The sequence below is a fragment of the Pseudomonas sp. LS2P72 genome (assembly GCF_054897865.1).
On the sequence record NZ_CM142708.1, the window covers coordinates 1,692,255 to 1,705,788 of the forward strand.

General features: G+C 59.1%; 11 protein-coding genes. 4 read left to right on the top strand and 7 right to left on the bottom strand.

Features of this window, described 5'->3' with window-relative positions; genetic code table 11:
- Nucleotides 1-57 precede the first annotated feature (57 nt).
- On the bottom strand, nt 58-408 hold the full coding sequence (locus ACYZUA_RS07835) for a glutaredoxin family protein (RefSeq protein ID WP_415759235.1): 351 nt from the start codon (nt 406-408) through the stop codon (nt 58-60).
- Entirely contained in the window at nt 408-1,412 is a 1,005-nt protein-coding gene (gene yejK / locus ACYZUA_RS07840; RefSeq protein WP_008147593.1) for a nucleoid-associated protein YejK, read from the bottom strand. The genes ACYZUA_RS07835 and yejK overlap by 1 nt, the downstream gene beginning before the upstream one ends.
- A 395-nt stretch (nt 1,413-1,807) precedes the next feature.
- Between yejK and ACYZUA_RS07845 the strand changes: the two genes are divergently transcribed.
- Nucleotides 1,808-2,089 (top strand): HU family DNA-binding protein, encoded by a 282-nt coding sequence (locus ACYZUA_RS07845; protein WP_007905514.1) that lies wholly within the window; start codon nt 1,808-1,810, stop codon nt 2,087-2,089.
- 202 nt (nt 2,090-2,291) lie between these two features.
- On the opposite strand, the gene rlmF is transcribed toward ACYZUA_RS07845, so the two are convergent.
- The 5 genes from rlmF to ACYZUA_RS07870 all read right to left on the bottom strand — a co-directional run bounded on the left by rlmF (nt 2,292) and on the right by ACYZUA_RS07870 (nt 9,078).
- Entirely contained in the window at nt 2,292-3,314 is a 1,023-nt protein-coding gene (gene rlmF, locus ACYZUA_RS07850; protein ID WP_461962647.1) for a 23S rRNA (adenine(1618)-N(6))-methyltransferase RlmF, read from the bottom strand.
- A gap of 266 nt (nt 3,315-3,580) precedes the next feature.
- On the bottom strand, nt 3,581-6,427 hold the full coding sequence (locus ACYZUA_RS07855) for a valine--tRNA ligase (protein ID WP_461962648.1): 2,847 nt from the start codon (nt 6,425-6,427) through the stop codon (nt 3,581-3,583).
- Nucleotides 6,428-6,694: 267 nt separating this feature from the next.
- Nucleotides 6,695-7,090 (bottom strand): DNA polymerase III subunit chi, encoded by a 396-nt coding sequence (locus tag ACYZUA_RS07860; RefSeq protein ID WP_461962649.1) that lies wholly within the window; start codon nt 7,088-7,090, stop codon nt 6,695-6,697.
- A gap of 8 nt (nt 7,091-7,098) precedes the next feature.
- The gene (locus ACYZUA_RS07865; RefSeq protein WP_461962650.1) at nt 7,099-7,527 is read right to left on the bottom strand and encodes a DNA polymerase III subunit chi; all 429 of its coding nucleotides are present in this window, start codon (nt 7,525-7,527) and stop codon (nt 7,099-7,101) included.
- A 60-nt stretch (nt 7,528-7,587) separates the two neighbouring features.
- Nucleotides 7,588-9,078, bottom strand: coding sequence for a leucyl aminopeptidase (locus tag ACYZUA_RS07870; RefSeq protein ID WP_461962651.1), 1,491 nt, complete (start codon nt 9,076-9,078; stop codon nt 7,588-7,590).
- A gap of 307 nt (nt 9,079-9,385) precedes the next feature.
- Between ACYZUA_RS07870 and lptF the strand changes: the two genes are divergently transcribed.
- The 3 genes from lptF to lepA all read left to right on the top strand — a co-directional run bounded on the left by lptF (nt 9,386) and on the right by lepA (nt 13,529).
- Nucleotides 9,386-10,504 carry an LPS export ABC transporter permease LptF gene (lptF, locus tag ACYZUA_RS07875; RefSeq protein ID WP_461962652.1) on the top strand — a complete coding sequence of 373 codons (1,119 nt, stop codon included), beginning with the start codon at nt 9,386-9,388 and terminating at the stop codon, nt 10,502-10,504.
- Entirely contained in the window at nt 10,497-11,558 is a 1,062-nt protein-coding gene (gene lptG, locus ACYZUA_RS07880) for an LPS export ABC transporter permease LptG (RefSeq protein WP_461962653.1), read from the top strand. The genes lptF and lptG overlap by 8 nt, the downstream gene beginning before the upstream one ends.
- Nucleotides 11,559-11,729: 171 nt before the next feature.
- Nucleotides 11,730-13,529 carry a translation elongation factor 4 gene (gene lepA / locus ACYZUA_RS07885; protein WP_461962654.1) on the top strand — a complete coding sequence of 600 codons (1,800 nt, stop codon included), beginning with the start codon at nt 11,730-11,732 and terminating at the stop codon, nt 13,527-13,529.
- Nucleotides 13,530-13,534 lie beyond the last annotated feature (5 nt).

Below are 13,534 nucleotides of genomic sequence, written 5' to 3' on the forward strand. Positions count from 1 at the left end.
GCGGCCATCGCGGGCAAGTCGGATCGCCGCATCGCATGCTCCTACAGGGATTTGTGTTTACTTCAGTGCGGCGAGAATGCTGTCCGGGTCATACCCGCGAATCAACGTCCCGTTCACATCGATGATCGGAATCCCGCCGCCACCCAGCGCTTCGTAGGCCTTGCGCGCCTCGGCATCCTTCTCGATATCGAACTCCTTGTACGGAATGCCCTTCTGATCGAGAAAGCGTCGGGTCAATTTGCAGTAACCGCACCATTCGGTGGCATAGAGCACGACGTTGGCCTTCGCCTGAGTCTGCTCCGACACCACCTGCGCCGGATGGAACACCCGCTCGATCTTGCCCCAATTCTGGTAAACCACGACCACCAGCAGGATCAGCAGGCATTTTTTCAGTACGCCGCCGAGCATCAGTTACGTCGCTTGAGCTGGTCGGTGAGCTGGGTCGGCAGACCTTTGATGATCAGCGTGCCGGCTTCTTCGTCGTATTCGATCTTCGAACCCAGCAGGTGCGCTTCGAAGCTGATGGACAGGCCTTCGGCGCGACCGGTGAAGCGGCGGAACTGGTTGAGGGTACGTTTATCTGCCGGAATCTCAGGCGACAGGCCGTAGTCCTTGTTGCGGATGTGGTCGTAGAAGGCTTTAGGGCGCTCTTCGTCGATCAGCTCCGAAAGTTCTTCCAGGCCCATGGGTTCGCCCAGTTTTGCCTGGCTGCTGGCGTAATCCACCAGGGTCTTGGTCTTCTCGCGGGCGGATTCTTCCGGCAGGTCCTCGCTTTCGACGAAGTCACTGAAAGCCTTTAGCAGGGTGCGGGTTTCGCCGGGGCCGTCGACGCCTTCCTGGCAGCCGATGAAGTCGCGGAAATACTCCGAAACCTTTTTGCCGTTCTTGCCTTTGATGAACGAAATGTACTGCTTGGACTGCTTGTTGTTCTGCCACTCAGAAACGTTGATCCGCGCCGCCAGATGCAGTTGGCCCAGGTCCAGGTGCCGGGACGGGGTCACGTCCAGCTGATCGGTCACTGCAACGCCTTCACTGTGGTGCAGCAGCGCGATCGCCAGGTAGTCGGTCATGCCTTGCTGATAATGCGCAAACAGCACGTGGCCGCCCACAGAGAGGTTCGACTCTTCCATCAGCTTTTGCAGGTGTTCCACCGCCACCCGGCTGAACGCTGTGAAATCCTTGCCGCCATCGAGGTATTCCTTCAGCCAGCCGCTGAACGGATGCGCCCCGGACTCGGCATGGAAGAAACCCCAGGCCTTGCCTTGTTTGGCGTTGTAGCTCTCATTGAGGTCGGCAAGCATGTACTCGATGGCGCTCGACTCGGCCAATTCGGAATCGCGAGCGTGGAGAACTGCGGGCGTGCCGTCGGGTTTTTTGTCGATCAAGTGGACGATGCAATGACGGATCGGCATGGGCTTCTCGGCTGATTGAAGAGAGGAGGGCGTGCTCCCCCAAAAAGTGCCAAGTGTACCGCAACCACTGGTTTTGGCGCGGCACCAAGGGCAATTCGCAGGTGCCCGATGGCGCTTATGCTGTTTTTTACAGTTTTAGAGCAATAAAGCTGACCAAATGGGTAGCTAGAGGCGGATATTTCCCCGTCTCTGTGCTAGTTTTGCCCGGTCTTACGCGAAGTCACTGCGTTAAGCGTGCATTCAGCATTTGTCAGGTCGAACCAAACCCTGATTTCGGTATCTATAACCCCGACTCTTCGTGGTTATGGCCGAGGGTGCCAGATCCAGAAGATCGGGCTCGATGGCTGACACTGCACTCTGCAATCCATATGAATTTGATAGGGAAGGAACATTACATGGCTCTTACTAAAGACCAACTGATCGCCGACATCGCTGAAGCTATCGACGCGCCAAAAACTACCGCGCGTAACGCTCTGGACCAACTGGGCCAAATCGTTGCTGATCAGCTGGAAAACGGCGGCGAAATCACCCTGCCAGGTATCGGCAAGCTGAAAGTGACTGAGCGTCCTGCCCGTACCGGCCGCAACCCTTCGACTGGCGCTGCCATCGAAATCGCTGCCAAGAAAGTTATCAAGCTGGTTGTGGCCAAAGGCCTGACCGACGCTGTTAACAAGTAAGACGCATTAAAAAAAGCCGTGCTCCGGAGTGATCCGGGCACGGCTTTTTTATGTCTGCGATTTACAACAAACACCGCTAAACCAATGTGGGAGCGAGCCTGCTCGCGAAAGCTATCTAACAGTCAATATTGATGTGGCTGATAAATCGCCTTCGCCGGCAAGCCGGTCTCGCTCCCACAGTTGATTTGTGTCGGTCAGTTACTCAGCTTTTTTTAACCCAGCGTTCGCGCCAGACCTGCTGCTCGGATTTGGTCTGGAAGGTCCAGGCGACGAAGCGGCTTTGTTTCTGGCCTTGGGACATTTCCACGACCTGGCTTTCCAGTACGCCAGCCTTTTTCAGAGCCGTCTGAATCGCCGGCAGGTTTGAGGCTTTCGACACAAGCGTGCTGAACCAGAGCACTTTGTGTTGAAAGTGCGCGCTCTCAGCGATCAGTTGCGTCACAAACCGTGCTTCGCCACCTTCACACCACAATTCGGCCGATTGACCGCCAAAGTTAAGCACCGGCAGTTTGCGTTTTGGATCGGCACGGCCCAAGGCGCGCCATTTACGCTCGCTGCCCTTGGTCGCTTCGTCCATCGAGGCATGGAACGGTGGGTTGCACATGGTCAGGTCAAAGCGTTCGCCGGGTTCGAGCAGGCCCAGCAGAATGTGCTTGGGATTGCTTTGCTGGCGCAACTGGATGGCTTTGTTCAGGCCGTTGGACTGCACGATGGCTTTGGCGGCGGCCACGGCCTTCGGGTCGATTTCCGAACCGAGGAAGTGCCAGCGGTAATCGCTGTAGCCGATCAACGGATAGACGCAGTTGGCGCCCATGCCGATATCGAGCACCTTGACCGGCGCGCCGCGAGGGATCTCGCCGTCGTTGACGCTGGCCAGCAGGTCGGCCAGGAAGTGCACGTAATCGGCACGGCCCGGAACCGGTGGGCAGAGGTAATCGGCCGGGATGTCCCAATGGGCGACGCCATAGAACGACTTGAGCAGCGCCCGGTTGAACACCCGCACCGCGTCCGGGCTGGCGAAGTCGATACTTTCCTTGCCGTACGGATTGATGATCACGAACTTCGCCAGTTCCGGCGTGGTTTTGATCAGCGCCGGGAAGTCGTAACGACCCTGATGGCGGTTGCGCGGATGCAGACTGGCCTTCTCACGGGGCTCCACGGCTTTGGCCGGGGTCGCGGAATCAGGTTTTTTGCGCGCAGGTCTTGGTGTGCGGGGGGCGTTCATGGGTGTGGTCGATTCGGGTATGGCTGAAAGTGGCGGGTATTGTCCCACATCCAGCCGTTGTGGACGCAATTGTGGCAACACCGCCATCCCCCTGTAGGAGTGAGCCTGCTCGCGATGAGGTCGTTACATTCAACATTCATGTCAGCTCTTACACTGCCATCGCGAGCAGGCTCACTCCCACAGGGGATTTTTGATGGGTTAGTGAGAGGGGCGGGCACAAAAAAGGGAGACCGTTGCGGGCCTCCCTCCTTCATTGCGATTTGCCGTTACAGGCTGGCAATCCGCGCATGCTGCTCGGCCAACTTGCTCAAAGCCTGTTCAGCTTCAGCCAGTTTGGCGCGTTCCTTCTCGATGACTTCGGCCGGGGCCTTGTCGACGAAACCGGCGTTAGACAGCTTGCCGCCAACCCGCTGAACTTCGCCCTGCAGACGCAGGATTTCCTTGTCCAGACGCGCCAGTTCGGCGTCTTTGTCGATCAGGCCGGCCATCGGCACCAACACTTCCATCTCGCCGACCAGTGCGGTGGCGGACAGTGGTGCTTCTTCGCCAGCAGCCAACACGGTGATCGACTCGAGGCGAGCCAGCTTCTTCAGCAGGGCTTCGTTCTCGGTGAGACGACGTTGATCTTCGGCGCTGACGTTTTTCAGGAACAGGTTCAACGGCTTGCCTGGACCGATGTTCATCTCGGCGCGAATGTTGCGCGTACCGAGCATCAACGTCTTCAGCCACTCGATGTCATCTTCGGCGCCCTGATCAATGCGCGCTTCATTGGCTACTGGCCAAGGCTGCAGCATGATCGTCTTGCCTTCGATACCGGCCAGCGGCGCGATGCGCTGCCAGATTTCTTCGGTGATGAACGGCATGAACGGGTGCGCCAGACGCAGCGCGACTTCCAATACCCGAACCAGCGTGCGGCGAGTGCCGCGCTGACGTTCGACCGGCGCGTTTTCGTCCCACAGCACAGGCTTGGAGAGTTCCAGGTACCAGTCGCAATACTGGTTCCAGATGAACTCGTACAAGGCTTGTGCGGCCAGGTCGAAGCGGAACTGATCGAGTTGACGGGTCACTTCGGCTTCGGTGCGTTGCAGCTGCGAAATGATCCAGCGATCCGCCAGCGACAGCTCGTAGGCTTCGCCGTTCTGACCGCAGTCTTCGCCCTTGTCCAGCACGTAGCGCGCGGCGTTCCAGATCTTGTTGCAGAAGTTGCGATAGCCTTCGACGCGGCCCATGTCGAACTTGATGTCACGACCGGTGGACGCCAGCGAGCAGAAGGTGAAACGCAGGGCGTCGGTGCCATAGCTGGCAATGCCGTCGGCGAACTCGTCGCGGGTCTGCTTTTCGATCTTCTTCGCCAGTTTCGGCTGCATCATGCCCGAGGTGCGTTTCTGCACCAGGTCTTCCAGCTCGATGCCGTCGATGATGTCCAGCGGGTCCAGGACGTTGCCCTTGGACTTGGACATCTTCTGGCCCTGGCCATCACGCACCAGGCCGTGAACATAAACAGTCTTGAACGGTACCTGCGGCGTGCCGTCTTCGTTCTTCACCAAGTGCATGGTGAGCATGATCATCCGGGCAACCCAGAAGAAAATGATGTCGAAACCGGTGACCAGCACGTCGGTGGAGTGGAATTTCTTCAGGAATTCGGTCTGCTCAGGCCAGCCGAGCGTGGAGAAGGTCCACAGGCCGGAACTGAACCAGGTGTCGAGAACGTCGTTGTCCTGTTGCAGTGCAACGTCCGGGCCGAGGTTGTGCTTGGCACGCACTTCGGCTTCGTCGCGACCGACATAGACTTTGCCCGACTCGTCGTACCAGGCCGGAATCCGGTGGCCCCACCACAGCTGACGGCTGATGCACCAGTCCTGGATGTCGCGCATCCACGAGAAGTACATGTTTTCGTACTGTTTCGGCACGAACGCGATGCGACCGTCTTCAACAGCAGCGATGGCAGGCTCAGCCAATGGCTTGGTCGACACGTACCACTGGTCGGTCAGCCACGGCTCGATGATGGTGCCGGAACGGTCGCCTTTCGGCACTTTCAGTGCGTGATCGTTGACGCTGACCAACAGGTCAGCAGCATCAAACGCAGCAACGATCTGCTTGCGCGCTTCGAAGCGATCCAGGCCAACGTAGTCAGCCGGAATCTTGCCGTCGATGCTTTCGTTGAGCGTGCCGTCGAGGTTGAACACCTGGCAGGCCGGCAATACGGCAGCGTTCTTGTCGAAGATGTTCAGCAGCGGCAGGTTGTGACGCTTGCCGACTTCGTAGTCGTTGAAATCGTGGGCCGGGGTGATTTTCACGCAGCCGGTGCCGAATTCAGGATCGCAATAATCGTCGGCGATGATCGGAATGCGGCGGCCGACCAGCGGCAGCTCGACGAATTTTCCGATCAGGGCCTGGTAGCGTTCATCGTTCGGGTTAACCGCTACGGCGGCGTCGCCGAGCATGGTTTCCGGGCGAGTGGTCGCGACGATCAGGTAATCGTTGCCTTCAGCGGTCTTGGCGCCGTCGGCCAGCGGGTATTTCAGGTTCCACAGGAAACCTTTCTCGTCGTGGTTTTCCACTTCGAGGTCGGAAATCGCCGTGTGCAACTTGGTGTCCCAGTTGACCAGACGCTTGCCGCGGTAGATCAGGCCGTCTTCATGCAGGCGCACAAAGGCTTCTTTAACAGCTTCCGAAAGGCCGTCGTCCATGGTGAAGCGCTCGCGGCCCCAATCCACGGACGAGCCGAGACGGCGGATCTGACGGCTGATGTTGCCGCCGGACTGATCCTTCCATTCCCAGACTTTCTCGAGGAATTTTTCGCGCCCCAGGTCGTGACGATTCTGGCCCTGAGCTTCGAGTTGACGTTCCACCAGCATTTGCGTGGCGATACCGGCGTGGTCGGTACCCGGCTGCCACAGGGTGTTACGACCCTGCATGCGACGGAAACGGATCAGGGCGTCCATGATCGCGTTGTTGAAGCCGTGACCCATGTGCAGGCTGCCAGTGACGTTCGGCGGCGGGATCATGATGGTGTAGGACTCGCCCGCGCCTTGCGGGGCGAAGTAATTCTCTGACTCCCAGGTGTTGTACCAGGAAGTTTCAATGGCGTGCGGCTGGTAGGTCTTATCCATGCGCGGCGGGACCCTATTGGCATTTATTCAGGAAAAGCCGGCAAGTATAGCGGGGCATGGGGCGTAGGGCGAGTTGAACGCGGGAGGAACCTGACCATCAGCAACAGCAGAGAACCAATGTGGGAGCGAGCTTTGTGGTGAGGGGATTTATCCCCGTTCGGCTGCGCAGCAGTCGTCAACCCTGTAAATGCGTATTCCGAATGAAATGCTGGGGGCTGCTTCGCAGCCCAACGGGGATAAATCCCCTCGCCACAGAGGGGATACAGGTTACTCGTACTGGCTCAACAACCGTTCCATCCGCGCGGCCAGCCGGCGTTTGATTTCGGTTTCGATGTGCGGGGCGAAGTCGTCGATCACGTCTTGCATGATCAGTTGCGCGGCGGCGCGCAATTCGCCATCCAGGTGCAGCAGGTCGTCGGGGCTCTTGCTGGCGGCGGGCGCCGGTTGGGCGACAGGGGCAGCAGGGGCGGGTGGTGTCGGTTCGAGAATGGGCGGGCTGGCGCCGACTGTATCGAACAGCATCGGAATCTGTTCCTGGTCTCCGTCCTCGACCGTGTCGGTCAGCAGCGGCGGTTGCAGGTTGTCATCGCCGAGCAGTTGACGGATCGACTCAAGGTCATCCAGCAGGTGCGCGGACTGTTGCTGCGGTTTTGGAGTGTCCATCGGAATGCTCAGAGTCGCTGTAAACGGTGATCTTGCAGAGGATAGCCCTGTTCGCGGTAGAAACGGAAACTCTCCCGCGCAGCCGTACGAATCGTCGGATCTTCCACCACCACTTCCGCCACGCGGGCGAACGTGTTGGCGAATGCCGGGACTTTCAGGGCGAGATTGACCAACAGGTCCTGATGCGGACCACAGTCATCGCCAAAGCCCAACACAATCAAACCGTCCGGCTCATTTTCAGCGGGGCCGTGAGGCACAAAGCTTTCGCCCTTGAAGGCCCACAGGCGCGCATCGAGATCGTCGCGCTGGGCGGCATCGCTGCAATGCAGGTAGATGCGGTGGCCCATGCGCCAGGCTTTTTCGGTGAGCTTGCAGGCAAAGTCCAGCCGTGCCGAAGGATCGGCGCTGGGCAGGATATAGAAGTCGACTTTGGTCATTGCGGTTCCTGAGCCAAGGGCGGCGTCACCCACAGGTAACACCGCCCTGGGTCATCGGTTTCAGGCTTTGGCGCGGTCCAGCAGGTATTGGGTCAGCAATGGAACCGGACGGCCAGTGGCGCCCTTGTCCTTGCCGCCGCTGGTCCAGGCCGTGCCGGCGATGTCCAGGTGCGCCCAGTTGAGGTTCTTGGTGAAGCGCGACAGGAAGCAGGCAGCGGTGATGGTGCCGGCTTTCGGGCCGCCAATGTTGGCGATGTCGGCGAACGGGCTGTCCAGCTGCTCTTGATATTCATCGAACAGCGGCAGTTGCCAGGCGCGATCGTCCGCCGATTGGCCGGCGCTCAGCAATTGACCGATCAACTCGTCGTTGTTGCCCAGCAGGCCCGACGTGTGGGAACCCAGCGCAACGACGCAAGCGCCGGTCAGGGTCGCGATGTCGATAACTGCCTGCGGCTTGAAGCGCTCGGAGTAGGTCAGGGCGTCGCACAGCACCAGACGGCCTTCGGCGTCGGTGTTGAGGATTTCCACGGTCTGGCCGCTCATGGTGGTGACGATGTCGCCAGGACGCGAAGCGTTGCCGCTCGGCATGTTCTCGGCGCAGGCCAGGATGCACACCAGGTTGATCGGCAGTTTCAGCTCGAGCACGGCACGCAGCGTACCGAAGACGCTGGCAGCGCCGCCCATGTCGTATTTCATTTCATCCATGCCGGCGCCCGGTTTCAGGCTGATGCCACCCGTGTCAAAGGTGATGCCTTTGCCGACCAGTGCGTACGGCTTCTCGGATTTTTTGCCGCCGTTGTATTGCATGACGATCAGGCGCGGTGGCTGGGCGCTGCCCTGGCCGACGGCGTAGAACGAGCCCATGCCCAGGTCCTTGATCTTCTTCTCATCGAGGACTTCGACTTTCAGGCTCTTGAATTCTTTGCCGAGGTTCTTCGCCTGCTCACCGAGGAACGTCGGGTGGCAGATGTTCGGCGGCAGGTTACCCAGGTCGCGGGTGAACGCCATGCCATTGGCGATGGCGGTGGCGTGGGCCACGGCGCGCTCGACTTCAGCCTGTGCAGCCTTGATGGTCACCAAAGTGATTTTCTTCAGGGAGCGAGGCTCGGCTTTCTGGCTCTTGAACTGGTCGAACGTGTATTCGCCGTCCACCAGTGTTTCGGCCAGCAGACGGGTCTTGCCGTAGCTGTCACGGCCTTTGACCACGACTTCGTCCAGGGCCAGCACCGCATCGCTGCCGCCCAGGCCTTTAAGGGTATTGAGGATGCCGGCGATGATTTTGCGGAACGGGCGGTCGCCCAGCTCTTCGTCCTTGCCCACGCCGACCAGCAGCACGCGCTCGGCCTTGAGGTTCGGCAGGCTATGCAGCAACAGGCTCTGACCGACTTTGCCTGCCAGGTCGCCGCGCTTGAGCACAGCGCTGATGGCGCCACCGCTCAGTTCGTCGAGTTGTTTGGCGACGGCGCCGAGCTTGCGGCCTTCGCCGACGGCGACTACCAGAGTGGCGGTTTTCAACGTTTCTGGGCTAACGCTTTTTACAACCAGTTCCATGTCCGGGTCCCTGAATTAATGGTCAACACGCAAGAGTTCGACGGCATGCATTCGAGCTTGCTTATAAATAGAAAGACGCAGGCCACGGCCCGCGACAAAGGCCGCAGTTTGAACCTCGTGCCCCGAGCCTGACAACCCTCGGTCGTACGATCTTCAGCGCTTTACCCGCCTGCTTGAGCATGCGCAGTGACAGGCGCACCCAATCACAGGATAATGCGCCAACTTTTTTCGGCGGCTCTGTCTTGTGGGCTGCCCGATACGTTTGCTTGTTTGGCCGCCTTAGCCTGACAACCCAGGAGTGTCTGGTTTGATCGTCTTCCGTTATCTATCCCGCGAAGTCCTGTTGACCTTGAGCGCCGTCAGCGCTGTGTTGCTGGTCATCATCATGAGCGGTCGCTTCATCAAGTACCTCGCCCAGGCGGCCTCTGGCCTCCTGGATCCGGGCTCGCTATTCCTGATCATGGGCTTTCGTCTGCCGGGTTTCCTGCAGTTGATTTTGCCTTTGGGCCTGTTTCTCGGGATCCTGCTGGCCTACGGTCGCCTGTACCTTGAAAGCGAAATGACCGTGCTGTCGGCCACCGGCATGAGCCAGCAGCGTCTGTTTGCCATGACCCTTTTCCCAGCCACCCTGGTCGCACTGGTGGTGGCATGGCTGAGCCTGAGCCTGGCGCCACAAGGTGCCAATCAGTTCCAGTTGCTGTTGAACAAGCAGGATGCCCTGACCGAATTCGACACCCTCGAGCCGGGTCGCTTCCAGGCGCTGCGCGACGGTACACGGGTGACCTACACCGAAACGTTGTCGGATGACCGCGTCAACCTCGGCGGCGTATTCATTTCGCAGAAAAACGTCAATTCCGATAAGAAGGATCGCGGGATTTCCGTGCTGGTGGCCGAGACGGGCCGTCAGGAAATTCGCCCCGACGGTAACCGTTACCTGATTCTGGACAACGGCTATCGCTATGACGGCAATCCGGGGCAGGCCGACTACCGGGCGATCAAGTACGAGGAGTACGGAGTATTGCTGCCCAAGCCGGACGTCAGCGACGAAGTGACCGACCGTGACGCGATGACCACCCGTTCCCTGATCGGCAGCGATGACATTCGCTCCCGCACCGAACTGCAATGGCGTCTGTCCCTGCCGTTGCTGGTCTTCATCGTGACCCTGATGGCGGTGCCGCTGTCGCGGGTCAATCCGCGTCAGGGCCGTTTCCTCAAGCTTCTGCCGGCGATTCTTCTCTATATGGCTTACCTGTCCATCCTGATTGCCGCCCGCGGCGCCCTTGAAAAGGGCAAAATCCCGCCGGCTCTGGGGTTGTGGTGGGTGCATGCAATCTTCCTGACCATCGGCCTGGGCTTGCTCTATTGGGAACCCTTGCAGTTGAAGCGGGCGAGTCGCCGCAGCGCGCTGGAGGTGGCTCGTGGATAAGCTCGATCGCTACATTGGTAGCAGCGTGTTCGTGGCAATTCTGGCAGTACTGGGGATCATTCTCGGTCTGGCGACACTGTTTGCGTTCATCGACGAGATGGGGGATGCCAGCGATACCTACACCCTGGTCGACGTGTTGAGTTATGTCCTGCTGACGGCGCCGCGTCGACTTTACGACATGCTGCCAATGGCAGCGCTGATCGGATGCCTGATAGGCCTCGGCAGTCTGGCCAGTCACAGCGAGCTGACCATCATGCGTGCTGCAGGCGTGTCGATCGGGCGAATCGTCTGGGCGGTCATGAAGCCAATGCTGGTCCTGATGGTGGTGGGTGTGCTGATCGGCGAGTACGTCGCGCCGGCCACCGAAGTCACCGCGCAGGCCAATCGCTCCCTGGCTCAGGGTGGCGGCGATGCACAGAGCGCCAAGCACGGTTTGTGGCATCGCCAGGGTGATGAGTTCATTCACGTCAACTCGGTGCAACCCAACGGTCTGCTGTACGGCGTCACCCGTTATCGTTTCGACAGTGAGCGTCATATCCTGTCTTCCAGCTTCGCCAAGCGGGCGAAGTTCGATCAGGATCACTGGCAATTGAGCGACGTCACCACCACGCTGTTCCATGAAAAGAGCACCGAAGTGGTCACCACCCCGGACGAGCGCTGGAATGTCGCCTTGAGTCCGCAGCTGTTGAGTACGGTGGTCATGTCACCTGACACGCTGTCGATCAGCGGTCTGTGGGGTTACATCCACTACCTGGCTGACCAGGGCCTGAACAATGGTCGTTACTGGCTGGCATTTTGGGTCAAGGTGTTGCAGCCGCTAGTCACCGCCGCTCTGGTACTGATGGCGATTTCCTTCATCTTCGGTCCATTGCGCTCGGTGACCCTCGGTCAGCGAGTGTTCACCGGCGTGCTGGTGGGCTTCACCTTCCGTATCGTTCAGGATTTGCTCGGTCCTTCGAGCCTGGTGTTCGGTTTCTCGCCGCTGTTTGCGGTGCTTGTTCCGGCGGGTGTTTGTGCCTTGGCCGGGGTCTGGTTGTTGCGCCGGGCCGGTTGATCAGGGGGGGCTCCTGACCTCGCATGTCACTCAAAACGCCCCTGTCGCAAGACCGGGGCGTTTTTGTAGGTGCCGTCTGACCTGCGAACGTGACGCTTGCGCCGTGGATCAGGTACAATTCCCGGCTATTTTTCGGCGGGCTATGCCTGCAGCCTTTTTGAGTGTTGATCCGTGAGTGATTTGAGTCATATCCGCAATTTCTCCATCATCGCCCACATTGACCATGGCAAGTCGACGCTGGCCGATCGCTTCATCCAGATGTGTGGCGGCCTTGCCGAGCGCGAAATGGAAGCCCAGGTTCTGGACTCCATGGACCTGGAACGTGAACGCGGGATCACCATCAAGGCCCACAGCGTCACCCTGTATTACACCGCTCGCGATGGCATCAAGTACCAGCTGAACTTCATTGACACCCCGGGCCACGTTGACTTCACCTACGAAGTCAGCCGGTCGCTGGCGGCTTGTGAAGGCGCGTTGCTGGTGGTCGATGCCGGTCAGGGCGTTGAAGCGCAGTCGGTAGCCAACTGCTACACCGCGATTGAGCAGGGCCTGGAAGTAATGCCGGTCCTGAACAAGATCGACCTGCCTCAGGCCGATCCGGACCGCGTGAAAGAAGAAATCGAAAAAATCATCGGCATCGATGCCACCGATGCGGTCGAGTGCAGTGCCAAGACCGGTCTGGGCGTCGACGAAGTACTGGAGCGTCTGGTCAAGACCATTCCTGCGCCGACCGGCAACTATGAAGATCCGCTGCAAGCGTTGATCATCGACTCCTGGTTCGACAACTACCTGGGCGTTGTTTCCCTGGTGCGCGTGCGCCACGGTCGTGTGAAGAAGGGCGACAAGATCCTGGTCAAGTCCACCGGCAAGATCCACCTCGTGGACAGCGTCGGTGTCTTCAACCCGAAACACACCGCCACCGTTGACCTGAAGGCCGGCGAAGTGGGCTTCATCATCGCCGGCATCAAGGACATTCACGGTGCACCGGTCGGTGACACCCTGACCTTGAGCGCCACGCCGGATGTCGACGTGCTGCCAGGCTTCAAACGCATTCAGCCGCAGGTATACGCCGGCCTGTTCCCGGTCAGTTCCGACGACTTCGAAGATTTCCGTGAAGCCCTGCAAAAGCTCACGCTCAACGACTCGTCCCTGCAATACACCCCGGAAAGCTCCGACGCCCTGGGCTTCGGCTTCCGTTGCGGGTTCCTCGGCATGCTGCACATGGAAATCATCCAGGAGCGCCTGGAGCGCGAGTACGACCTGGACCTGATCACCACGGCGCCGACGGTGATTTTCGAATTGCTGCTGAAAACCGGTGAAACGATTTACGTCGACAACCCGTCGAAGCTGCCAGACCTGTCCTCGATCGAAGACATGCGTGAACCGATCGTGCGGGCCAATATTCTTGTGCCGCAAGAGCACCTGGGCAACGTCATCACCCTGTGCATCGAGAAGCGTGGCGTACAGCACGACATGCTGTTCCTCGGTACCCAGGTTCAAGTGACCTACGATTTGCCGATGAACGAAGTGGTCCTGGACTTCTTCGATCGTCTGAAATCCACCAGCCGTGGCTATGCTTCGCTGGATTACCATTTCGATCGTTATCAATCGGCTAATCTGGTGAAACTGGATGTGCTGATCAACGGTGACAAGGTCGACGCCCTGGCGTTGATCGTGCACAAGGATAACGCGCACTACAAAGGTCGCCAGTTGACCGAGAAGATGAAAGAACTGATTCCACGTCAGATGTTCGACGTCGCGATCCAGGCCGCCATTGGCGGGCAGATTATTGCGCGAACCTCCGTCAAGGCACTCAGAAAGAACGTATTGGCCAAATGCTACGGCGGTGACGTTAGCCGTAAGAAGAAACTGCTTGAGAAGCAAAAGGCCGGTAAGAAACGCATGAAGCAAGTCGGTAACGTGGAAATTCCACAAGAAGCCTTCCTTGCAGTGCTCAGGTTGGATAGTTAGGTCCT